Origin of the sequence: Prolixibacter denitrificans, from assembly GCF_003014495.1 — a bacterium.
Taxonomy (GTDB): Bacteria; Bacteroidota; Bacteroidia; order Bacteroidales; family Prolixibacteraceae; genus Prolixibacter; species Prolixibacter denitrificans.
On the sequence record NZ_PYGC01000006.1, the window covers coordinates 238355 to 261570 of the forward strand.

The window sequence follows — 23216 nt, forward strand, 5'->3', positions numbered from 1 at the left end:
ACAGCTGGCGGGGTGAAGGATTGGACAGACTCTTTCTTTCCCCCCGTTTTAGTACACAGCGAATGCACAAACTAATCAAACCTTTTATTTCTATGAAAAAATCACTTGTTCTGATCGCCTTTGGTATCGGCCTGATCTTCGCCGGATGCCAGTCAACTCAAAAGAAGCAAACAAAGACCGAAAACGTCGAGGTTGAGGAAACTACCTGTGCCGGTCAAGCCGGATGTGCGTCTGATTGCCTTTCGAAACACGAAACCGAAGCCTTGAATACACTAACCGAACAGGAAAAGGCAGACGGTTGGCAATTGCTCTTCGACGGAAAGACGCTGAATGGATGGAAAGGTTTCGCCGGCAACGATATTTCCCAGGGATGGGTGGTTCGTGATGGTAGCCTGATGTCGCTTGGAAAAGGCGGCGATATTGGCGGTGACATCATTACCGATAAGCAATACGAAAACTTCGAACTCAAGCTTGAATGGCGAATTTCTCACGGTGGCAATAGCGGTATTTTGTATGGTGTGATTGACGATCCAAAGTATGGCGCCGTGTATTATACCGGTCCCGAATACCAACTGCTCGATGATGTCGGTTTCCCGGAAAAAGTGGAAGAGTGGCAGCTGACCGGCGCTAATTACGGAATGTACACGGCTGATAAATCGAAAAAGAAACTGCAGATGGTTGGGTGTCCTGCTTTCAATACGGCCCGTATTATCGTGAACGGCAATCATGTGGAGCAGTGGCTGAATGGTGAGAAGGTGGTCGAGTTTGAGCGTTGGACCGATGATTGGAACAAACGCAAGAACGAAGGGAAATGGAAAGATTATCCGGATTACGGAATGGCGAAAGTCGGCCATATTTCTTTGCAGGATCACGGTAGTTACATCTGGTTCCGGAATATTAAAATCCGCGAACTTTAATCTGCTAATCAAACTAAACGTAAGATGAAAAAAATAGGAATACTATTGGCAGCGGTAGCGCTGTTCAGCGGATTTATGCTGCCTTCCAAAAGCATTTCTCTTTTCAACGGGAAAGACCTGACCGGATGGACGGTTTACGGAACCGAAAAATGGTATGTCGATAGCGGCGAGCTGGTTTGCGAAAGCGGTCCCGATAAGGAATACGGTTACCTGGCCACGGATAAGCATTACAAGAATTTCGATTTGACGCTTCAGTTTTTGCAGGAGAGCAACGGCAACAGCGGCGTTTTTTTCCGGTCGACCATTGAAGGAACCAAGATAACCGGCTGGCAGTGCGAAGTGGCTCCTCCGGGACACGATACAGGTGGAATATACGAATCCTACGGACGTGGATGGCTGGAGAAAATTCCGGATGAAAAGGAAGATATTCTGAAAATGGGAGAGTGGAACACGTTGCGTTTGCGCGTGGTTGGCCCAACAGTGGAAACCTGGCTCAACGGAAAGAAAATGGTGAAACTGACAGATGAAAAAATCGGGAAAGCCAACGGTTCCATTGCGTTGCAGATTCACGCCGGTGGCGGAATCAAAGTGCGTTGGAAAAATATCGAATTAAAAGAACTACCATAAAAGAAAAGGGGCTGTTGAGGCCCCTTTCTTATTTTCTGGTTTCCCGGAAGGAAAACTTATTTCAAATCGCGGGTACTTTCCATCAGGAATTTAACACTGTCCTGGCAGAAGCCGTGTTTTTCCCGTTCGATGAATTCATAAATGATGCCGGTAAAGGGCGTGGGTTTGGTGAAAACCTGTGTCAGGCCTTCGCAGCGGATGGGCTCATCGGTTGTAAATTCCATCAGCCCCTTCTCCTTGAACTCTTTCATCTTAGCTTCCACCGATTCCACCTGGTAGGCGATGTGGTGAACGCCGCCAATTCCACCATTCTTCGAGGCTACCCACTCTTCAACCACCGAATGGTTTTGGCCGTCGGAAATGAAGATTTCGGGTGCCATATGGTATTCCAACCCATCACCTCCGGGAATATCCCAGGGGATGCCACTTTTCAATTTTTCGGGTGGCAGCAGCACCAGGCACTTGGCAGTCGAGCCATCGTCAAACTTAATTTCGAAACCGTCCGGTAATTCCGGATCGATTGTGTAACCGAATCCTTCCGTAAAGAATCGTGCTGTCTCAAAGCGGTCGCGAACGCGATAAGCAATGTGATCAATTCTCATGATAATGCTCTTTTTGTTTGCAAGGAAGATACAAAATCTCCAACCCGCATAACAGGGGATTTGTCAGGTATAGTGGATTTTTTTATCCGAAATAAAACCTCTCAAAGAATCCGGTACCCAAGAATAAAAGACAGTTTGCTGTATTTGGTATCCCAGGACATAGAGCTACTTAAAATATCGCGGTTCCCATAATACCGAAATTCAGAGCTGAATCGGTTGTGTCGCAAGCCTATGCCGACGATAAAGCTATTTCCCGAGAGGATCTTGTAAAGACGGTCTTTGTTGGTATACGTAATGGTGGAATTGAACGGAATATCGACAACCATGCCTCCCCGGAGGAAAAGAAACGACTTTTTGTTTAGTTGGAAGCTGTATTTTAAACCCATCGGTATTTCCAGCGATTTGTATTCAGCATCTACATCTCTAGGCAGGTAGTAGGTTCTTTCAATTACTTCGTGACCTGAATAATGTTGATAGGTTGGTTCCATGAAAATACTCCACTTATTATGATTAAATGGGAGGAGCATATTCAATTCCAGTCCAATCCGGTAATTGAATTTGCTTCCAAAGTCCACATCAATCAGGTTCGTCTCGCGGCTGTCAATTGACATGGTTGCCATCTCAATGCCAGGTGTAATCGTCAGGGAGAAAAGTTTTTTCTTTTTCGATTTGGTATAGTCGGTGTATGCCTTGTTGACACATTCATTGTAGTTCCGGAAATATTCAACGAGATCTTTCGCGTTATACCGGATGGTTTTGATGATATTGATGGAGGTTGAAGGGCACCTGACATTTTTCCAAAGCTGTGCTGTAAAATCTCTGTTCTTTAAGATTCCCTTGTCGCCTTTGATGTATTCCTTATAGATTAATTGCTCTATGGGGCTGTCTGATGTACTGTAGAAATAACGAATGAGATTGCTGTTCTCATAGTAGAAAAGTGATGCTTTCCCCTTGACCAGGATTTTTAAGAACACGGTATCGGTCTTTAATTCAGGTTCTCGTTTTCTGGATAATGTCGAAACATCGCTGGAGGAGTAATCGATATCGACGACAGCTCTTGTATAGGCTACCTTATTCTCAATTCCAAAAGCTTTGGTATTCTTTAAATCTGCGATTTTTGTTTCGCCACTTTCACCGACTCTAAACTTCACTTCTGTAGGGTTATTCTTCCAATCATTGTCTTTAATATAGCAGTTAATCCTTTGTCCATTGTTATTAATGAGATATCCCTTTTCGAATTTTGTTTGGCTGAAACTGGTTATTGAAATTGTGGTAAGCAAAAGGAAGATGATAGTTTTCATAGGTCGTAGTTTTACAGGGTGTGAGTTAGTTTTTATTGATGAATGAGTTAAAAATTGTCATTCGATGACGCACGGAGCTCGACTGGTTTAATGCGGAAAATACGCAGGTTTCTGTTAGGTCGATAAGTATACTGTCTTAAAGCAAATAATTCGTGATATGCGTAACGGTTAAATTCTGGTTTATTGACTAAAATAAAAATGATTTATGTCAAATTTTAGTCGTTGGTTTTCGTGCGTATAAATTTTCAAATCGGCATAATCATCTTAATTTTGATGGTAGCCGAATGAAATCTGAACCTATGGATACCCTTCTGATTACCGGAATCATTTTATTAAGTGGTTATGTTTTCGGCCAGGTGTTTCACCGCATTGGCCTTCCCCGGGTAACCGGATACATTGTTGCCGGCATTGTGCTGAATCCAAGAATATTTTTCATCGTACCAGATGTTTTCCCGCTGCATGTCCGCCCGATAACCGACCTCTGTCTCGCTTTCATTACGATGGAAGTGGGAACCTCATTGACCATGCCCAAACTGCGGCAATTGGGACGTTCCATTATTACCATCGCTTTTTCCGAATCGATTATGGCTTTTTTGTTGGTTGGGACGGTGCTGTATCTTTTCCTCTATCTCACCGGTTTCGATATGGGAGCAGCGTATTTATTACCGTTTAGTATGCTGGTTGCTTCACTGGCGGCACCTACCGATCCAACCGCAACGTTGGCTGTAATGCACGAATACAAGGCCCGGGGAAAGGTGACCGATACCATTATGGGCGTTGCGGCGCTGGATGATGCCATTTGTATCATCATCTATTCGGTTGCCATTAATATGACTTCTTCCATGTTGGGAGACACTTCGGCCAATTTGGGAACCGGATTACTGACATCGGTGAAAGAAATTATTTTTAGTGTAGGAGTAGGTGTTGTATTTGGCTGGATCTTCAATTTCCTGGCGTATAGGCTAAAGATTGTCTCCGAAGGGGCCTACATCATTCTCATCATTGGTGGCCTGGCATTTTGTTTTGGAACTGCCCGTACGCTGGAAATAGACGGATTGCTTTCGGCCATGGCACTGGGACTGATGGTTGCCAATTTCAATCCGCATCGGCATATTATCAAGAAAGTAATGCAACGATACACCGAAGAGCTCATCTTTCTTTTCTTCTTCACCGTTAGTGGAATGTATCTCGAATTTTCGGTTGTATCCGGGGTTTTGTCACTGATTTTGTTGTTTGTTGTCAGCCGGGGTGTTGGGAAATTTACCGGCGTATACGTGGCATCACGCCTGACGCACCGGTCGGCAAATGTGCGCCGTTTCACCATCGGAGGTCTGATTCCGCAAGGAGGAATCGTAATCGGATTAGCGTTGGCAGTTCACGCTACCCCAGAATTTGAACCTTTTGCGAAAGCTCTGTTGGGGACGATTATGGGCGCAACCATTATCCATGAGATTGTCGGACCGTTGATTTCCCGCTTCTCGTTAAGAAAGGCAGGTGAAACAAGACTTGTCTAATAAGTATAAAGCGTTTTCTGACCGTTTGGTAATCTTTTGTATGTTGCGTAATAAAAAGAGTGGAAAAAGAATATATAATGGGCTGGCAACTTGGTTGGAAGCATTCCGGATTGTAAACGCCGACCGGAAAAGGGGACGCCCTTTGGAAAAAAAACTTATTTTTGCCCCATAAATGAGATATTCCTATGGCCAACTTTACCAAAACAGAGTATTATCTTGAATCGTTGTGTTGCGGCACCCGGTTCAATGATGGTAACTGGGAATTGAGCTGTCCTGAGAACGAAACTCCATCCCTGATTAGGGCAATATATGCGCAAAAACAATTACGTGTACGTGAAGAGCTTCCGGGCTTGTATAAATATGCCGACTGGTTGCCCATTAACCGGGTACTGGATGGCTCCGGGGCACCTGTGACGTACAAAAGCGAAGGATTTGCACGTGAGCTCGGATTGGAGAACCTCTATATCACCTTCAACGGTTACTGGCCGGAGAAAGGTGCAGTGATGAATACCGGCAGCTTCAAGGAGTGTGAGGCGTACTCAGTGTGCGCCCGGACCAATTACAACGAAGAGAAGACCATGGTTGTCGCTTCCGCTGGAAATACAGCCCGTGCGTTTGCCCGTGTTTGTTCGGAAAATAAAATCCCGTTGCTACTGTGTGTTCCTTCAGACAACCTGAAGGCGCTTTGGTTCAACGAACCGATTGACCCGTGTGTGAAGCTGATTGCTACCGAATCGGGAGGCGATTATTTCGATGCGATTCATCTGTCGAACATCGCCTGCGAAATGGATATATTCTTCCCGGAAGGAGGTGCCAAGAATGTGGCCCGTCGTGATGGAATGGGAACAACAGTTCTTTCGGCCGTTACCACTATCGGGCAAATACCGGATTACTATTTCCAGGCAGTGGGTAGTGGAACCGGAGCGATTGCTGCGTGGGAAGCCAACTTGCGTTTTATCGAAGACGGACGTTTTGGTTCGAACAAGATGAAGCTGATGGTTTCGCAGAATGCACCGTTTACCCCGATAAAAGATGCGTGGGAAGCAGGTTCGCGGAAAATGCTGCCGATGGACGATGCCGTTGCCCGGAAACAGGTAGAAGAGATTGATGCGAAAGTGTTGTCGAACCGGAAACCCCCGTACGGAATTTCAGGTGGCTTGTATGACGCTATGACTGACGCCGGAGGCGAAGTATTGGCGGTGACGAATGAAGAAGCTGATTTAGCCAGTACGTTATTCGAACTGAATGAAGGGATCGATCTGGAACCTGCCGCTGCTGTGGCTGCTGCTTCGCTGAAGCAGGCTGTCGAAGCCGGAAAGGTGGAGAAAGATGCTGTTATTATGCTGAATGTTACCGGTGGTGGTATCCAGAAATTCCAAAAGGAGAATAAAATTCAGTTTATGAAACCGGATTTGGTTTTCCCGGTTGACCCGGACCCAAGAATGGTGAAGGAACAACTTCAGGAACTGTTTTTGCAGGTTTGAAGAAAACATACTTAATATCGATATAGAGCCGTTGCCATCGCAGCGGCTTTTTTTATGGAAATTGAAACCTACCCATGTACGACCGGTAGCATCAAAGAGTTTTTCCGGCAACGCCGGATAGATATTCTTCACCCCCAATCAATTTGGGGGCGGGGAGCTCCCCCCTTTCGAACAACCCCGAAGCAGGTTGAATTCATTAATGCTTAGAAATCACATTTCACGAATCGAAATCTTCCTGTTAGCCCCCTCTGAGTGTGTTATTCTCCTATATTCAACTCCTTTCAGAGTTGCTTTATTTTTTGGGCTTAAATCCTCCGGTTTCGCCGGAGGTGATGAACATTTATCCCTAGCGGGAATCCCTCCATCACGACCAAAATACGTCCATCGAAGCCGAACAACAGAAACAACAGGAACAACAGGAACGATAGTAACCACAGTAACCTCAAGTCCAACCTGAAACCACGTGTCACGCGTTCAGTTCCTGCTGTGAGTTGTGGTGAATCAGGTTTTGGTACGGGTACGGAATTTCGATGCCTTCCTGGTCGAAACGCTCTTTGACACTTTTCAGCATATCGCATTTCATCACAAAGGCTTTTCCGTTGTCTTCGGCCCACAGATAAGCACGCAATCGCACGTACCAGTTTCCCAACTCGATTACTCTGACTCGTACGACCGGTTCGCCGGCTTCTTTTTCCTCATCTGTCCGGTTGTCGAAAAGATTATCGTGTCTCATTGCCTCTTCCTGAATTAGGGCAATGGCTTCATCAATATTCGAATGGTAAGCAATGTCGAATTCCACCTGTGAGCAGATTTTGGCGTCGGCAATGCTCGAGTTGAGGATGGTTTCCGAGCTAATCACGGAATTGGGAATAATAACGCGCCGGTTCTCCGGATTCCGGATAACGGTATGCCGCAACGTGATGTCTTCGACAGTGCCGTAGTAAGTGTCGCTGAGTTTGATAAAATCGCCAACACCAAACGGTCTGAAAATAACAATGAAAACGCCACTCACGATATTGGAGAATGCCTGCTGCGATGCAAAACCCATGGCCGCCGCAAAAATACCGGCACCGGCCAGCATGGTACTTCCCAATGTGCGTAAACCGGGAATGATGAAGAAGATACCGATAACCGCCAGCAGAAAGATGAGGAAGCTAATTCCGTTCTTCAGGAAGTTATAGTTGGTCGGATCGAGTTGGATGCGTTTGGCAGCCCGCTTAAACGAACGGGTGATCAGCATCCGGACAATCTTCGAAAACAATACAGCCCCCACCAGGATGGCCGCAGAGATCAGGAAGTACTCAATGGGTTTCATATCATTCTTATAATGGTCGCTAAAAATCCGGAAAATATCCCGATTCTGCAATACGGCGATATACTAACGGAGAAAAAAGCTCCAGGAGTAAAGTTATCCTCAGTAACGCAACCTGAAATGTCTCTCGTCTCTTGTCTGACCTCTTTCCTCTCTTTTAGTATGTTTCTTGCTCAAGAACAGAGAAAAAAGCACGCTTTATTTCGTAAATTGAATCGTGATAGACACAACAAACGCTAACAAAAAACATCCCGTATGAAAAGAATGATGAAATCGCTTTCGCTGATAATTTTTCTCGGTGTTCTTACTTTCGGTGTGGGAGAAATGAATCAGGCGAAAGCCCAACAAAAGAACGACAGAAAGTCGTTAAAAGAGACGACGCAGGCCGGACAGAAGGAAAATGCTTTGGAGGAGAAGTGGGAATTAACCGAAATGGATGGAGAAGCGGTTGAGGAGATTTTCCCGCACAATCATCCGACCATCGAATTCAAAGTGAAGGAAAATCAGGTGGCTGGATTTGCCGGCTGCAATCAATTCCGCGGACAACTGGTGCTCGATGAGTCATATATCAAGATTGTGGGAGTTGTTGCGACCAAAAAGGCCTGTCCTTTATTGGACGAAGAGGAGGAATTCCTGGCGATTCTTCAGGAAGTAGATCAATATCAACTTTCAGAAAAGGAGTTATCGCTCTGGAGCAACGGCCAGTTATTGCTCAAATTTAAAAAAGCAGACTGATTTTCACCGGCGGGTAGATTTTTTTATCAACAAATCCATTTTGTCCAAAATTAGTGGTGAACGGTCAGTTTTGTGTGGTGAACGCATCGAATTTTTCGTTAAACGGAGAATTGGGATAGTGTGATAACACATTTTTAAACCGCCTGATAGGGTAAAAATTTGTAAAGACGGCTAGGAAAAGTTAACTTCGGAAAGCTACGGCGGATAAATATCGGATACTTTAGGAATAACGTGGGGTAAAAGATAGCGGTGGGATTCCTGTCGATTTTCGATAATGTTTAGACCACTAACATTGACAAATATGAAATTGTGTACCTCAAATCAATACTTACTTTCAGTAAGTAGCAAGGCTCTTCTGTTTTTTAGTCTCGTTGTATTTATTGGATTTACTTCCTGCAAGAAGGAGCAAAAGAATTCATTGCGAACCATTGATCTGGTTCATGCCGGCAAAGCGCAAAAAGTGAATTTATCACAATTTGCATCCGGTATATCCTATATTCCATTGTCGACCTCCAAAACGAACCTACTAAATTCTATTTTTAACGTTGTAAGGACTCAGGATTCTTATATCATTTCTGATTTCCAACATCTTTTTCAGTTCTCACCGGATGGACAGTTCCAGGGAGAAATTGGACACAAGGGAAAAGGTCCCCGGGAGTTCATCTATGCGAACGATTTTAGTGTCGATCAATCAACCGGATTGATTAATGTCCTGGGAAGCAAGAATATCATCCAGGTATATGGTAAAAAAGGGGAGTGGGTAAAAACTATCAAAATCGATAAGAGTTACGGTTTCATCATGGCAATTCAATGCTGGAAGGGGAACCTTTTGTGTAGTCTGGATAATTCAAGTGGTGACAATCCTTATGAACTGCTATGGCTCAACAGCGCAGGTAACGTAATCAAGGCGTTCAAAAACGACTATACCTTCAAAAAGGAAGATTCTGCCGTATTGGTGTTTATGAATGAGTTCCTGTTTTACCCATATGATGGGAAACTTGAGATCAAAGGCATTCATTCCGATACGGTGCAGACATTCCACGATGGTGGTTTTACCCCCCGGTTTGTATTCGAGCAGGGGCAGGAGAAGTTTACTCCGGAGGTGAGAGGAAGTGGTAAAAGTTATATGAATAACAGCGGCGACTACATCTTCATTGGACAGCTTTTCGAAACGTCAAACTATTTATGGACTGCGTATGGATTGCATCAAGAGGGCCATTTTTTTGTCGTGGGCAAGGATTCGGATAAGCAGTTCTCATTTGATGCGAAAACCGGCCTGACGGATGATTTGGACGGCGGTCCGAATTTTATCCCCAAAAGGGAACTGACGATTGACGGACAGGAATACCTGCTGGGATGGATTACACCGCTGGAACTGAAAACGTATGTGTCGTCGGATGATTTTTCCCACGCTAAGGCTCTACTTCCGGAAAAAAAACGGCAATTGGAAGCATTGGCCGATCGACTTAATGAGAATGATAACCCCGTACTGGTGCTGGCAAGGCTGAAAGACTGATTTATCCTTTTCGGTATTTCTATGGATTAATACCGTAAGGTCGTTTAACTAACCAATAACTAACACTAACCCAATTGCTCATGAAAAGGAACCGGAGAATCGCTCTGTTTTCTCTGCTGGCTCTCTTCGCTGTTGTTTTACTGAATGGATGTCAGAAGAAGAAAGAACCGTCTAACCTAGTGGTGCTGGAAGCCACACAAAGCGAGCCGTTGAAAATCGGTGAACCCACGCAGATAATTAAATTGGAAGCAACGAAGGAGTCGCAGCTTAGGTATATTTCTAAAACGGCCATCGATAAGCAAAACAACCGGATTTTTGTTTTGAGCAGCAGTACTATGTACATCTTTGATGGGAAGGGTAAGTTTATCAATAAGCTGCGTAAGGGAAAAGGTCCGGGAGAAATATTAAGTATTTTTTCGTTTTCCTTGAATCGGGCCAAACAGCTTTTTTATGCGGTTGATAATCTCTATCGGCTTTGTGTCTTTGACTATGACGGGAAATTCATTCAGGATTATCAGCTAAAAGATTTTCGTAGCATGAATGTCCAAAGCATAGGTGATGCTCAGGTTTTGTTGCACCATTTTACAGCAGAAGCGACTGCAGATGAACAACATATTGTCGGACTTTATGATTTGAAGGACGGAAAAAATATCCGGAAATTTATTCCGGAAGACGAAAGTCCCTATCCCAGGCAAGTTATGTTTATGAATTACTCATTCCAAGTGAATGGTTCCCGATTGTTTTTTGCCAGCGCTAACATTTGGGGTTTGTTTGAGTGGAGGAACAATCAGTTCGAAAGAATTCTTTCGTTCGATATCGGGAAGAGGTTAGCGCCCACCAGCTTTTCGGACAAGTATTTACCTATAGAAAAGCGTGTCTATTTCAGGGATGACGCTTTCAAAAGAGGATATGTCCCATGGCTTTTGGAGAGTTTCTATTTCAAGGGATATTACTGGGCCATTCTCTATGATGAAAATAAAAGCTGCTATGCCATCGATGAGAACAATTACCGGAAGGTGTACATGGATGGCCCTGTTTCCGCTTATTTCGGCCTGCAGGACCTGAAACGTTGGCGATATCCGAAGGAAATCACCAAAGACTACCTGGTTTTTGCCTGTAACCCGGCGGACTTCTTTGATGCCGATGATACGGAAACGACCAAGACAATCACGATTGGCAAGAAGCAGGTTCAAATTGATATGAATGAGAATCCGTTTTTGATTGTGGCAGAATAACTGTTTGATTTATTACTTGTTATTAACCTATTTACAGGAATTCCGACGAAACACATTTGACCAAACCAATAACGAACACGAACAAAAATGTCCATGAAGACGCATTTCAAAATCCGGTTATCCTTTCTATTGATACCTCTGGCTGCTTTGTTATTGAATGGATGCCAGAAGAAGGAAGAACCGTCTAACGTAGTCGTACTGGAGGCTACGCAAAGCCAACCATTAAAAATAGGTGAACCCAAGCAGATAATTAAGTTGGAAACAACGAAAGAGTCACAACTCAGGTATGTCTCAAAAACGGCCATCGATAAGCAAAACAACCGGATTTTTATCTTAAGCGATCGGAATGTTTTCATCTTTGACGGGAAAGGGAGATTTATCAATAAGCTACGTAAGGGAAAAGGTCCGGGAGAGATATTAAGAACTTTTTCATTTTCAATAAACCCGGCTAAACAGCTGTTTTATGCTGTTGATGGTTTTAGACGTCTTTGTGTCTTCGACTACAATGGCAAATTCATTCAGGATTACCACCTGAAAGATTATCCTATAATGAATGTTCAAAGCATGGATAGTGATCAGGTCCTTTTGCATCACTTTACCGGGGAAAAGAAAGAAGAACAACAACATATTGTCGGACTTTATGGCCTAAAAGACAGTAAAATTATCCGGGAATTTATTCCGGAGGACGAAAGTTCTTATCCGAGTCAAGTAGCAATTATGAACAATTCATTTAGCGTTAACGGTTCCCGATTGTTTTTTGCGAGCAACAACATTTGGGGATTATTCGAGTGGAAGAATAATCAGTTCAAAAGAATACTTTCGTTTGATATCGGGAAGAGAATGGCACCTTCAAGCTTTGTGGACAAGTATCTACCCGTGGAAAAGCGTGTTTACTTCCGGGATGACGCTTTGAAAAGAGGATATGTTCCGTGGCTTCTCGAGAGCTTTAACTTCAAGGGATATTATTGGGCCATTATCTTCGATGAGAAAAAGAGCTGCTATGCCATCGATGAGAACAATTACCGGAAGGTGTATATGGACGGCCCTGTTTCAGCTTATTTCGGTTTGCCGGAAGTGAAATCGTTGCAGTATCCGAGGGAAATGACCAAAAATTATATGGTTTTCGCCTGCAGTCCGGCGGACTTCTTTGATGCAGATGATACGGAAACCACCAAGACCATCACGATTGGCGATAAACAGGTGCAAATTGACATGAATGAGAATCCGTTTTTGATTGTGGCAGAGTAGACGCGGGATTTTTTAATCGTTATTAATTTGCTTCCATAAATTTCTATGATACAGATTTAACCAACCAAATAACTAACACGAACAAAAATGTCCATGAAGACGAATTTCAAAATCCGTTTATCCTTGCTATTGATACCTTTGGCTGCTTTATTATTGAATGGATGCCAGAAGAAGGAAGAACCGTCTAACGTAGTGGTGTTGGAACCTACACAAAGCCAACCTTTGAAAATAGGTGAACCCACGCAGATAATTAAGTTGGAAACAACGAAAGAGTCACAACTCAGGTATGTCTCTAAAACGGCCATCGATAAGCAAAACAACCGGATTTTTATCTTAAGCGATCGGAATGTTTTCATCTTTGACGGGAAAGGGAAATTTATCAATAAGCTACGTAAGGGAAAAGGTCCGGGAGAGATATTAAGAACTTTTTCATTTTCAATAAACCCGGCTAAACAGCTGTTTTATGCTGTTGATGGTTTTAGACGTCTTTGTGTCTTCGACTACAATGGCAAATTCATTCAGGATTACCAACTGAAAGATTATCCTATAATGAATGTTCAAAGCATGGATAGTGATCAGGTCCTTTTGCATCACTTTACCGGGGAAAAGAAAGAAGAACAACAACATATTGTCGGACTTTATGACCTAAAAGACAGTAAAATTATCCGGGAATTTATTCCGGAGGACGAAAGTTCTTATCCGAGTCAAGTAGCAATTATGAACAATTCATTTAGCGTTAACGGTTCCCGATTGTTTTTTGCGAGCAACAACATTTGGGGATTATTCGAGTGGAAGAATAATCAGTTCAAAAGAATACTTTCGTTTGATATCGGGAAGAGAATGGCACCTTCAAGCTTTGTGGACAAGTATCTACCCGTGGAAAAGCGTGTTTACTTCCGGGATGACGCTTTAAAAAGAGGATATGTTCCGTGGCTTTTCGAGAGCTTTAACTTCAAGGGATATTATTGGGCCATTATCTTCGATGAGAAAAAGAGCTGCTATGCCATCGATGAGAACAATTACCGGAAGGTGTATATGGACGGCCCTGTTTCGGCCTATTTTGGCCTGCCGGATATAGAACCGCTGCGATATCCGAAGGAAGTCACTAAAGACTACATGGTTTTCGCCTGCAGTCCGGCGGACTTCTTTGATGCAGATGATACGGAAACCACCAAGACCATCACGATTGGCGATAAACAGGTTCAAATTGACATGAATGAGAACCCGTTTTTGATTGTGGCGGAGTAAATAAAACACTTAACCGAACGAATATGTATCCATATCTCAAATTCTTTGTCCTTGTAGCTTCTGTTACTTTGTTTGGATGTGCTACTAAAACATCTAATCAGAAGCCTGAAGAGGTGAAGGCCGCGCAAATCAACTTTTCAGATATTCAGTCACCAACGGATGGATTTTCATTTATCAACCAGATTGATACTATCCAATTTATCCCGCTTGAGTTCCAAAAGGAGTGTGCCATTACAAAGGTTTCGAAGTTGGTGGTTTTTGATGATACGCTCTATGTTTCTTCGCTGAATGATTTATACTTGTTTTCGATGCAGGGGAAGTTTTTGAAACGATTCGCCAAACAAGGGAAGGGCCCGGGTGAATATCTGTCGCTAATGGATTTTACCATCGATGGGAAAAACAGGCGGCTTTCGTTGTACGATTACTTGCAAAATAAGCTGCAGGTATACCGGTTAGATGGTTCGTATATCAAAAGCATTCCGTTGGGTTACGTATATGCGGCTGAGGTAACCGATTCATCCCGGTATTTGGCGTATCCGTTTAATCTGATGGGAAATGAGCCCAATAAACTGCTTCTGCTCAATGAAAAAGGGGATACATTGAAGACTTTTCCCAATCCTCAATCCTATCCATTCAAGTCGCTGTTTTTGATTCAGTATTTTGATGCCTTTTACCATTTTGATCACACGTTGCAGTATCGTCAGTTTTTGTCCGATACTTTGTACGCGTATCACCCGGCTGAGCAAGCGCTACGGCCCCGGTTCATCTTTCATGGTTTCAATACACTTCCCCTAAATCTCCTGGGCGATCAGGAAGCTTTTGAAAAACAGGAGAAAAGTTATTCCTGGCTGGAGGCGGTGAGGGAGACCGGTCGTTATCTTTTCCTGTATGAGAAAGATAAGGATACCTACCGGAAGCTGGTCTACGATAAACGGGAGGGAAAATTGTATGAAGTTGACAATTCGCCGATGGATAAAGCATTTACCGGACCGTTGAGTGCATCGTCCTTTTACTGGCCGAACCGGGTCATCAATGGGAATGAATGGATGCGCAGCTGGTCGGCTGTCGGGTTCAAAACCTTCTTTAAACAGATGGCCGGTGATTCGACCTCTTTGGCTACTCTCAAACGATTGGGAGTAAAAGATTTCAACGGCTTCTACGATTCCGTTAATGAAAATGATAACCCGGTTTTGTTGTGGGTGAAGTTGAAATGATACCACATAGAGCGCTAAGTAAACTGCTGTTTCTCATCCGACACGTTTGGCTGTTTCTTCCCGGCTAACGGTAAAGTTTAACTTTCTTTAATAGCTGTTCAAATCAGTTAACAGAAAAAACGGCCATCTTTGATGACAGGAAAAGCAAGTTTATTTCATAGGAATCTTTAAGTTAGGTTAGTTTGGTTTAGTTAGGTTAGGTTAGTTTATAAAAGTCGGGTTCCCAGCCCGACTTTTTTTGTGTCATCAGGTTAGCACACCGCACAGAAGAACAACGAAGGAAGTCCCTGAGTAACATGGAAAACATAAAGGCCGTTCCTTAATACATCCCGAAAGGTGAATTCAAAACTCCTCATTGCTTTAATTGGCCGTGGGGAGTTTTTGTTATGACAAATAGTTGGTTGTATTTAACTTATTTATTAAGTTTAGTGGCAGATTTTACCTCCTTGTTTTTACCTACATAGTTAGCAATGATCGTATCGTTGCTGCAAGACAGAAGCTGTCTAGTCGGAAAATAATTGAGATGATAACTCGATTGACGGAATCGGTTGTATCATGTGGCATGTATTTAGACAGATCAAATTAGGATAGAAAACATCTAACAATCTAATCTCAACCCATAAAACAAAAAAGATGAAGAAACGTCACTTTCCAATCCAATTCAGTTTGCTACTAGCCCTTCTGGTGATAACCACATTTTCCTGCCAGGAAAACACGAAGAAGGAGAATTCCGGTTCATTTTACACCATACCGTTTGCCGATATTATCGGGCACCAGCAGGAAGTGAAGCTGTCGGAATTGGCCAGTGATGTGCAGTTCGTTCAGCTCGAAAACGCGAAGGATGCATTGCTTGGACATTTTGAAAACATTGAACTGACCAAAAACTATATTTTCGTGATGTGCTGGAAACAGCCTATCCTGCAATTCTCTCGTTCTGGTAAATTCATCAAAGACATTGGAAGAATAGGAAAAGGACCAGATGAGTATACAGCGTGTATGAAGATGTCTGTCGACGAAAAGAACAAAAGAATATATCTGCAGATTGCTGACCAGGGAAAGATGATGGTTCTTAATTTCGATGGGAAATATGTTAGGACCATCGCCAATCCGGCCATGGAATCTTTCATAAATTTTTGGACCTGGAGCAGAGATAGCATGCAGGTGAGTTATTTCGAGCCGGTTATTGGAAATGAACGCTTTGTATTTATCGAGCACAACGAAAAGGGCGATACCCTTCAGGGAGTTCCCAATCACAATTTTAGGAGTGCGAATGAGCAAGCCGATCCTTTTCGTACGCTCCCCTATAAAGAACAGAATTTCACCTACCGATTTGAAAACAAACTTCATATGAAAGGTAATTATAACGATACGGTGTATTCATATGATGAGAACAATCACATTGTCCCAAAATTCTTTATCGATTTAGGAAAACATAAACTTCCCGCTGATTTGATATACGAGCGAAAATGGACCCGGCCAATGCCAGGAGATCTGTGTTGGGTTGGTGTGCACGAAACGAACCGTTATGTTTTTATTCCCTACGGATATCATTTCGACCCAAATAAACCGAAAACGAAAAATGAAAACTTGGCCTATGTCCTGTATGACAAGCAAACCCAGAAAGGAGTAGCGATAAAGGAGACCAAACAAGGTGGCTTTATCAACGACATCACCGGCGGCCCTGATTTCCGGCCTACCTACACAAATGATTCGACAGCAGTGATGTTGGTTTCGGCACTGGATATGAAGCAGTACCTCGAATCGGATGCATTCAAAAACCAGGAAGTCAAATTCCCTGAAAGGAAGAAAAAACTGGAGGAACTCAGCAAGACCATCAAAGAAGATGATAACACGATTTTGGTAGTGGCGAAGGTGAAATGAAAACAGATAAATCATTCTAAGTATTCAAAATGAAAATTAGCATTCTTTTTATGGTAGTGTTGGGAGTGGTTTTTACTTCCTGTATGAATCAAAGTGAAAAAGGCAATCCGTTGGTGAACATCCTGGTCAATGTCAATCAGAACACGAACCTGGATAAGCAGGTGACCATTCAAAAAATTGTTCCGCTGGATAGCATGTTGCCGATTGGTAAAGTCAGGAAATTGTCGTTCTACGATGGCCATTATTATCTGCTGGATAAAAGTTCGGATGAAATCCTTTGCTACGACGGGAGTGGCCATTTCAAATTCAAGATAGCAGATAAGGGAAAGGGACCCAGCGAATATATTGCGATTCAGAGCTTCTACGTCGATCCGTTTCATCACTGGTTGAACATCATCTCGGTGGGTGGCAAAGTGCTGAAATATACTCCTGAAGGAATGCCGGTGGGTGTGCAGACCGATAGCGCTGGTTTTAAGATGGTGATGAACGCAGCACAACTAACGAGTGAATTAACAGCCTGTTACGGATTGGGCCCGAAAGACAATCTGTATGTCAGAAATCAACGTACGGGTGAGAGCCACTATTTTATTCCCTTTATCGAGAGTCGTGACATGAGTTTCTCGAATAAGGCCTTTGCAGTCGGCGAAAGTTCGGCCTTGTTTTGTCACGGGACCAATGATTCCATTTACGAAATTTCAGCGGTCTACAACGTAAAGGCGCGTTACTATGTCGACTTTGGGGCGAACCGGATTGATCCCAAACTCTATCAGGCGAATCCGGGAGCTGTCATGAAAATGTACCAACAGAAAGATGTAGCCACCAAACTGGATGATTTAAATAACACACCCAATTTCCTGTTGTTTTCTTACCTGATGTTCCATAAGAATGATCTGCGGAATGTCAGTACGCAGTTTGTCATGTATGACAAGAAGAAAAAGAGCGTGATGAACTTACAGCAGAGCCAGGGGCTTTTCCCGGTGCGTGACATTACGGATAAGGAAGCGTTTATTTCCCTCGTTTCCCCCGTACAGATTCTCAGTGATGGGCAGAAAAATGGCGTTGAAAAGCAGCTGTCAGATTACCTCGAAGAGCACCACATCAACGAGGAGAGCAACCCATTGGTAGTGGTTTGGAAGATGGCAAACTGAATCCGGAGTTGCAATTGTTGTACATGAAAGAGTGAACCGACCGAAGGCTATTACGAAACAAACCAAAAAAACAACAAACATGAAAGACCTCCTATCGCTAACCTTGATGTTGCTTGTTTTCGCTGCGAGTTCCTGTCAGTGGAAGTCGAAAGCCAAGCAAAAGCAACCAGACGATTTCCATCAGGATATTCTGCTGATGAAAGGAGAAAAGAATTTTTACCTCGATGATGAGACCTCCAATTGGTCACTTTCACTGCATTACCTGGAGAAGGATTCCGCGTTGGCTTTCTATACCGATTACAATAAAACCGTTAATGTTTTTGATTACCGTACCGGGCATTTAACGGACAAAGTCGATGTCGGGGATAGGGTGAAAAATGTGCATGAAGTTTTTGCCTATAACCTGGATTCCATTTTCATCTACTCATTTGCTCAAACAACGATTTTTCTGGAAAGGAAGGATGGAAGTACGGTCTGGAAGTTTCCGATTGATATGGGAGATTATCTGAAAACATTTACGTTGATGCCTTACTTGTCTACTATGCGACCGGTGATATACTATAAGCAGAACTGGTATTTCATGTGCAGTGGCTTGGGAGAGTATCCTGATATTGTCACCAAACGGGAAGAGCGTCCGACCTGGATGTGCTACCATCCGGCCAATAAAAAGGTGTCTTTTTTATCTGGTTTTCCTGAGTTTTACATTCACAATAACATGGGTACCTATCAGTATTGGCGTCCGTCAGGAACATTTAATCCTTCCCGCGGAGAATTAGTGACTTCATTTAAGGCCAGCAATCAGGTGAATGTTTTGAACCTGGATAATCAGGAAGAAAGATGGGTGTCCTTAAAAAGTCATTATTTCGATACCATTCCGTTGCCATTCAAGGGAAAGGACCGGGACTATGAATCACAACAGGAATCGTACTATCACTATCTGAAATATCCCAGCTACGAAGGTATCTTTTACGACAAATACCGTCATGTTTACTATCGCTTCATTTTGCATGGAGTTGAAAAGCCTGACTTAACGAAAAGAGCAAAAGCCTATTTCGATAAGAAGATGTCGATTTTGGTAGCCGATGAAGATTTTAACATACTGGGAGAAACACCGGTCTATTCTGGCTATTACGTGCCGGTGACATTTGTTACTCCCGAAGGATTACACGTACTAAAACTAACGAACGATGAAAACGTTGCCACATTTACCGTTTTTCAACTTAACCCGAAGTACCGGCTTTAGACTGCTGGTTGTATGGCTGATATCTCTGGCGGTTGTTTCCTGCCATGAGGATAGTTCGACAAAGTATGCCCAAATGGCCATACACGAATTACCTAACCCGCAGGGAACCTACAGCCAATATTTTATTATCCCCTTGTCGGGTGAAGGTCAGGAGCTGAACAAAGTCAAATCGTTCATCCAGCAAAACTACTTTCGCAGGAATATCCGTTTTATTCTGACAGCGGTTGACTCGACTGCTGATTTGGATTCGGAGTTGGGAGCGTGGGCGACACATTCCCCGAATATATACATCGATTCAGCCAATCAACTGGGTCCTGACGGCAGGGCTGACGGCATATCAGGACCGGTATTGTTTTCATTGGATGATAACCAGGTTAGTCAGGTCAGATTACAGGGAAACGAGAACCCGTCCAAAATAGATGAAGTTTTACGGGAACTCGCTGAAGAGCCTTTTATCAAAGTGGACCTGAAGGGATATCTGGATGGAAAGTATCAGAAGGTTGAGGTTCAGTCCGATTCCCTGTTCAGCCAGATCAAGCGTATTCAGTTGAAAACAACCGGCGGTTATGCTATCGGAACGTTAATGGATATGAAAGTGTGTTCCCGCTACTATTTCCTACTGGATAACCAGATGAATATTTTCCGGTTTGATAAGGAGGGAAATCTTCTTCGGAAAATAGGTACGAAAGGGAAGGGCCCCCGAGAGTATTCCAACTTGTATCAGTTTGACATCGATACGGTTCACTCGCGGGTATTTTTACTGGATGCTTTCAGTAAGAAAATCATCGTTCACCATTTTGATGGCGAATATCTGAAGACCATTGATTTGCCCTATATTCCGGCAGCTTTTTCTTATATGGAAAATATGAGTTTCATGCTCTCTGTTCCCGACTACAATCAACCCGACGGGGAAAAGTTTGCATTGATGAAAGTTGATGAAAAAGGAAACATTATCAACCGGTATCTTCCCGTATCAGCCCCCAAAGAACGACGTTCAAGTCCTGATTTTTTTAATATGCCACTCATGAAAAATATCGGGGACGGTCGACTGCTGTATTGGCCTTTGCAAACCAATGAAGAATATATCATTACCCCCGATGGTCAGAAATTAAGTTACTGCCGGTTTGAGGAGGGAAATTTGCAGGTGCCCGGATACATCGCTGAGAATGTAAAATTGATGGAGGCGAATATGAATAAATATATTTTCCAGCTGTATGCGAGGCAGAGTAACCGGTTTCTGTTTATCAATTTCTTTTATCAGATGAATAACTATGGGTTGGTATACGATAAAAAGAAAGAGCTCTTCTATGAGGCAAGCAAGGGTAAGCGTCAGCCCCAAATAAAAGGAGTAGACGGTAACCCGGATTTCTGGCCGGCATTTTCATCCGGGAACAAACTTTACAGTATAGACTACCAGGAGGATACTACCTGGTTGATAGCTGCTGAAACCATCAATTAATAGAATGCATAGATTCAATAGTGTTGTATGAAACCGGTTTTTATTCTATGAACAATAAGATATTTTGCTAATTTTAGAACACACTAAACAGATCCAACAAATGACCTCAAATCGACTAGCCCGGTTTTTAGCGGGAGCACTCCTATTGGGCCTGGTGGCCTGTTCCGGCGCACAAACCAAAGAGACCGATTCAGCAGATAAGCGAGCGTATCTGAAACAGGAAAATCCCGTTCAGGTATTGGTGCTAAAGAAGGAACCGTTCGAGAAAGAGCTGGTGAATAACGGAAAGTTAGTCGCCGTTCGCAAAAGCGATCTCCAGTTCCAGGTGAGTGAGCAGTTAATCAAGCTGGCAGTTAAAAACGGTGACCATGTCAAAGCCGGGCAGCTGATTGCTTCCTTAAAACCTTTCTCATACCAGCAGAAGTTAGAAAATGCCCGGATAGAATTGGATAAGGCGAGAATGGCTCTGTCGAGCCGGTTGATGGGGCGGGGATACAAGACCCTGGACACGACGCAGATTCCCTCCGTGATTTATCATACCCAGGCGATTCAATCGGGCTATGAGAGTGCTTTGCGGGATTTGAAGATTGCTGATTTCAACCTGCAATCTACCCGTTTGGTGGCTCCGTTCAATGGCATTGTGGCTAATATCAACAAGAATCAGTACGACCAGGTGAATGCAGGAGATACGTTCTGTACTCTCATCGATAACTCGGAATTCGAGGTGGAGTTTAGTGTGGTCGAGAATGAAATCAACGATATCGAGATAGGAGAGGACGTACAGATTGTCCCCTTTGCCAACAGTAGTCAGACCTATCACGGGCGTATCTCCGAAATCAACCCGGTGATCGACGAGGATGGCTTAATCCAGGTGAAGGCACGGGTAAAGAATCCCGGCGGCCTGATGGAAGGGATGAATGTGAAAGTCCTGGTCGAAAAGGAAATTCCCAATCAGCTGGTCGTGCCCAAGTCGGCCGTTGTGTTACGACAAAACCAGGAAGTGCTGTTCAAGTACACCAAAGGAAAAGCTTTCTGGACCTACGTGAAAACCGTGGCTGAAAACAGTAACTCGTACTCCGTCATCGCCCATCCCGATAAGGGCGGAACCCTCGCCGCCGGCGACACCATCATCATCTCCGGCAACCTGAATTTGGCGCATGAGAGTGAAGTTGAGATAAAGTAGTTTCAGGTTTCAGGTTTCAGGTTTCAAGTTTCAGGTTACAGGTTGAGGTTTCAGGTTAGGTAAAAAATATTTCAGGTTATGGTGACAATACATCGGTTTGAGGATTTGGAGGTTTGGCAGGTTTCGAGAGAGATTTGTCAGGCTATCTATTCCTTGACGCAAACTGATAAATTCAAAAAGGACTATGCTTTGGTTGATCAGATCAAACGATCATCAGGTTCGGCAATGGATAACATCGCGGAAGGATACGAACGTGACGGAAACAAGGAATTTATTCAGTTCCTGACTATTTCCAAAGCATCGATAGGAGAAACCCGCTCACAGTTATACCGCGCTTTAGACTTTGGATATATACAAAAAGAAGAATTTGAATCGATGAATGAAAAATGCCTGCGGTTAAGTCGCCAACTGCAAAAGTTCTCCGATTATCTGAGAAAATCACCCATCAAAGGCCGCAAGTTCCAAACTTAAAAAACAAGTCAAATGTCGAAAGTCAAAAGTCGCACAACCTGAAACCTGAAACCTTTTCATTCCACGCAAAGGCCGCAAAGAATGTCCACAGATGGACGCAGATAATATTCACAGATGACACAGATAGTGAAAAACATCAAAACTTGAAGCTCAAAGGTTGCCATCGCACAACCTGAAACCTGAAACTTGTAACCTGAAACCCTTAAATCAATGAGTAATCAAAAACTGATAAAACCAGCCAACTCTATTCAAGGCACAACTTGTAACCTGAAACCTGAAACCTGTAACCTCTAGTTCGCATGGTCCGCTTCCTCATCCAACGTCCGATAGCTGTTAGCATGACTTTCATCGCCATTTTGGTGCTGGGGGTTTTGGCAATGAATTATATCCCGGTGTCACTGATGCCGGATGTCGATATACCGGAGATTACCGTACAGGTGAGTGTGCCCAACACACCGGCGCGGGAACTGGAGAACACCGTCGTTCAACCCATCCGCCGGCAGTTGATGCAGGTTTCGCATTTGGCCGACATCAAAAGCGAGACCCGCAACGAGAGTGGTATCATTCACCTGAAGTTTGACTACGGTACCGATATCGACTTTGCCTTCATCGAGGTGAACGAAAAGATTGACCGGGCGATGAACTACCTGCCCCGCAACATTGACCGCCCGCGGGTGATCAAAGCGAACGCCACTGATATCCCGGTTTTCTATCTCAACCTCACAACACGCGACTCCAGTAAGAGGGTTTCAGGTTTCAGGTTACAGGTTACGGGTTCCGGAATGTGGCTCCCTGAATATGGTTGACCGGTTTTGTTAATTATTGACTTAGTTTAATTCAATATTTTCATACTTGTTGTTGGACAGAAATGTGTGTTG

The 23216-nt window shown here is 43.6% G+C and carries 20 protein-coding genes; 17 read left to right on the top strand and 3 right to left on the bottom strand.

Going from position 1 to position 23216, the window contains the following annotated elements; all coding sequences use genetic code 11:
- Positions 1 to 92 precede the first annotated feature (92 nt).
- Together CLV93_RS20485 and CLV93_RS20490 are read left to right on the top strand one after the other, a co-directional pair.
- A complete protein-coding gene (locus CLV93_RS20485; RefSeq protein WP_106542670.1) occupies positions 93 to 917 on the top strand; it encodes a 3-keto-disaccharide hydrolase in 825 nt (274 codons plus the stop codon).
- A gap of 24 nt (positions 918 to 941) precedes the next feature.
- On the top strand, positions 942 to 1544 hold the full coding sequence (locus tag CLV93_RS20490; protein ID WP_106542671.1) for a 3-keto-disaccharide hydrolase: 603 nt from the start codon (positions 942 to 944) through the stop codon (positions 1542 to 1544).
- 56 nt (positions 1545 to 1600) lie between these two features.
- Here CLV93_RS20490 and CLV93_RS13220 read toward each other — a convergent pair whose 3' ends face one another.
- Both CLV93_RS13220 and CLV93_RS13225 read right to left on the bottom strand, forming a co-directional pair.
- The gene (locus CLV93_RS13220) at positions 1601 to 2146 is read right to left on the bottom strand and encodes a VOC family protein (protein WP_106542672.1); all 546 of its coding nucleotides are present in this window, start codon (positions 2144 to 2146) and stop codon (positions 1601 to 1603) included.
- Between the two features lie 101 nt (positions 2147 to 2247).
- Positions 2248 to 3297, bottom strand: a complete 1050-nt coding sequence (locus CLV93_RS13225; RefSeq protein ID WP_146142024.1) for a porin family protein — start codon at positions 3295 to 3297, stop codon at positions 2248 to 2250.
- A 449-nt stretch (positions 3298 to 3746) separates the two neighbouring features.
- Here CLV93_RS13225 and CLV93_RS13230 point away from each other — a divergent pair, with 449 nt between their 5' ends.
- Together CLV93_RS13230 and CLV93_RS13235 are read left to right on the top strand one after the other, a co-directional pair.
- Entirely contained in the window at positions 3747 to 4961 is a 1215-nt protein-coding gene (locus tag CLV93_RS13230) for a cation:proton antiporter (protein WP_170108943.1), read from the top strand.
- Positions 4962 to 5146: 185 nt separating this feature from the next.
- The gene (locus CLV93_RS13235) at positions 5147 to 6445 is read left to right on the top strand and encodes a cysteate synthase (protein ID WP_106542675.1); all 1299 of its coding nucleotides are present in this window, start codon (positions 5147 to 5149) and stop codon (positions 6443 to 6445) included.
- A gap of 466 nt (positions 6446 to 6911) precedes the next feature.
- On the opposite strand, the gene CLV93_RS13240 is transcribed toward CLV93_RS13235, so the two are convergent.
- Entirely contained in the window at positions 6912 to 7760 is an 849-nt protein-coding gene (locus CLV93_RS13240) for a mechanosensitive ion channel family protein (protein ID WP_106542708.1), read from the bottom strand.
- 252 nt (positions 7761 to 8012) lie between these two features.
- Here CLV93_RS13240 and CLV93_RS13245 point away from each other — a divergent pair, with 252 nt between their 5' ends.
- The 13 genes from CLV93_RS13245 to CLV93_RS13305 all read left to right on the top strand — a co-directional run bounded on the left by CLV93_RS13245 (position 8013) and on the right by CLV93_RS13305 (position 23144).
- Positions 8013 to 8492, top strand: a complete 480-nt coding sequence (locus CLV93_RS13245) for an META domain-containing protein (RefSeq protein WP_106542676.1) — start codon at positions 8013 to 8015, stop codon at positions 8490 to 8492.
- A 301-nt stretch (positions 8493 to 8793) separates the two neighbouring features.
- Positions 8794 to 10008 (top strand): 6-bladed beta-propeller, encoded by a 1215-nt coding sequence (locus tag CLV93_RS13250; protein WP_170108944.1) that lies wholly within the window; start codon positions 8794 to 8796, stop codon positions 10006 to 10008.
- 80 nt (positions 10009 to 10088) lie between these two features.
- Positions 10089 to 11243 carry a 6-bladed beta-propeller gene (locus CLV93_RS13255; protein WP_106542678.1) on the top strand — a complete coding sequence of 385 codons (1155 nt, stop codon included), beginning with the start codon at positions 10089 to 10091 and terminating at the stop codon, positions 11241 to 11243.
- 93 nt (positions 11244 to 11336) lie between these two features.
- Positions 11337 to 12491 carry a 6-bladed beta-propeller gene (locus CLV93_RS13260; RefSeq protein WP_170108945.1) on the top strand — a complete coding sequence of 385 codons (1155 nt, stop codon included), beginning with the start codon at positions 11337 to 11339 and terminating at the stop codon, positions 12489 to 12491.
- A 93-nt stretch (positions 12492 to 12584) separates the two neighbouring features.
- On the top strand, positions 12585 to 13739 hold the full coding sequence (locus CLV93_RS13265; RefSeq protein WP_170108946.1) for a 6-bladed beta-propeller: 1155 nt from the start codon (positions 12585 to 12587) through the stop codon (positions 13737 to 13739).
- Positions 13740 to 13762: 23 nt separating this feature from the next.
- A complete protein-coding gene (locus CLV93_RS13270) occupies positions 13763 to 14953 on the top strand; it encodes a 6-bladed beta-propeller (protein ID WP_106542681.1) in 1191 nt (396 codons plus the stop codon).
- 633 nt (positions 14954 to 15586) lie between these two features.
- Positions 15587 to 16834 (top strand): 6-bladed beta-propeller, encoded by a 1248-nt coding sequence (locus CLV93_RS13275; protein WP_106542682.1) that lies wholly within the window; start codon positions 15587 to 15589, stop codon positions 16832 to 16834.
- 29 nt (positions 16835 to 16863) lie between these two features.
- A complete protein-coding gene (locus tag CLV93_RS13280) occupies positions 16864 to 17982 on the top strand; it encodes a 6-bladed beta-propeller (RefSeq protein ID WP_106542683.1) in 1119 nt (372 codons plus the stop codon).
- Positions 17983 to 18061: 79 nt separating this feature from the next.
- Positions 18062 to 19225 (top strand): DUF4221 family protein, encoded by a 1164-nt coding sequence (locus tag CLV93_RS13285; protein ID WP_106542684.1) that lies wholly within the window; start codon positions 18062 to 18064, stop codon positions 19223 to 19225.
- A complete protein-coding gene (locus CLV93_RS13290) occupies positions 19170 to 20684 on the top strand; it encodes a 6-bladed beta-propeller (RefSeq protein WP_106542685.1) in 1515 nt (504 codons plus the stop codon). The genes CLV93_RS13285 and CLV93_RS13290 overlap by 56 nt, the downstream gene beginning before the upstream one ends.
- Before the next feature lie 100 nt (positions 20685 to 20784).
- Positions 20785 to 21867: an efflux RND transporter periplasmic adaptor subunit gene (locus tag CLV93_RS13295; RefSeq protein WP_106542686.1), complete on the top strand. Its 1083-nt coding sequence runs from the start codon at positions 20785 to 20787 to the stop codon at positions 21865 to 21867.
- A gap of 78 nt (positions 21868 to 21945) precedes the next feature.
- The gene (locus CLV93_RS13300) at positions 21946 to 22338 is read left to right on the top strand and encodes a four helix bundle protein (protein WP_106542687.1); all 393 of its coding nucleotides are present in this window, start codon (positions 21946 to 21948) and stop codon (positions 22336 to 22338) included.
- Between the two features lie 299 nt (positions 22339 to 22637).
- Positions 22638 to 23144 (top strand): efflux RND transporter permease subunit, encoded by a 507-nt coding sequence (locus CLV93_RS13305; RefSeq protein WP_106542688.1) that lies wholly within the window; start codon positions 22638 to 22640, stop codon positions 23142 to 23144.
- The last annotated feature ends 72 nt before the right edge of the window (positions 23145 to 23216 follow it).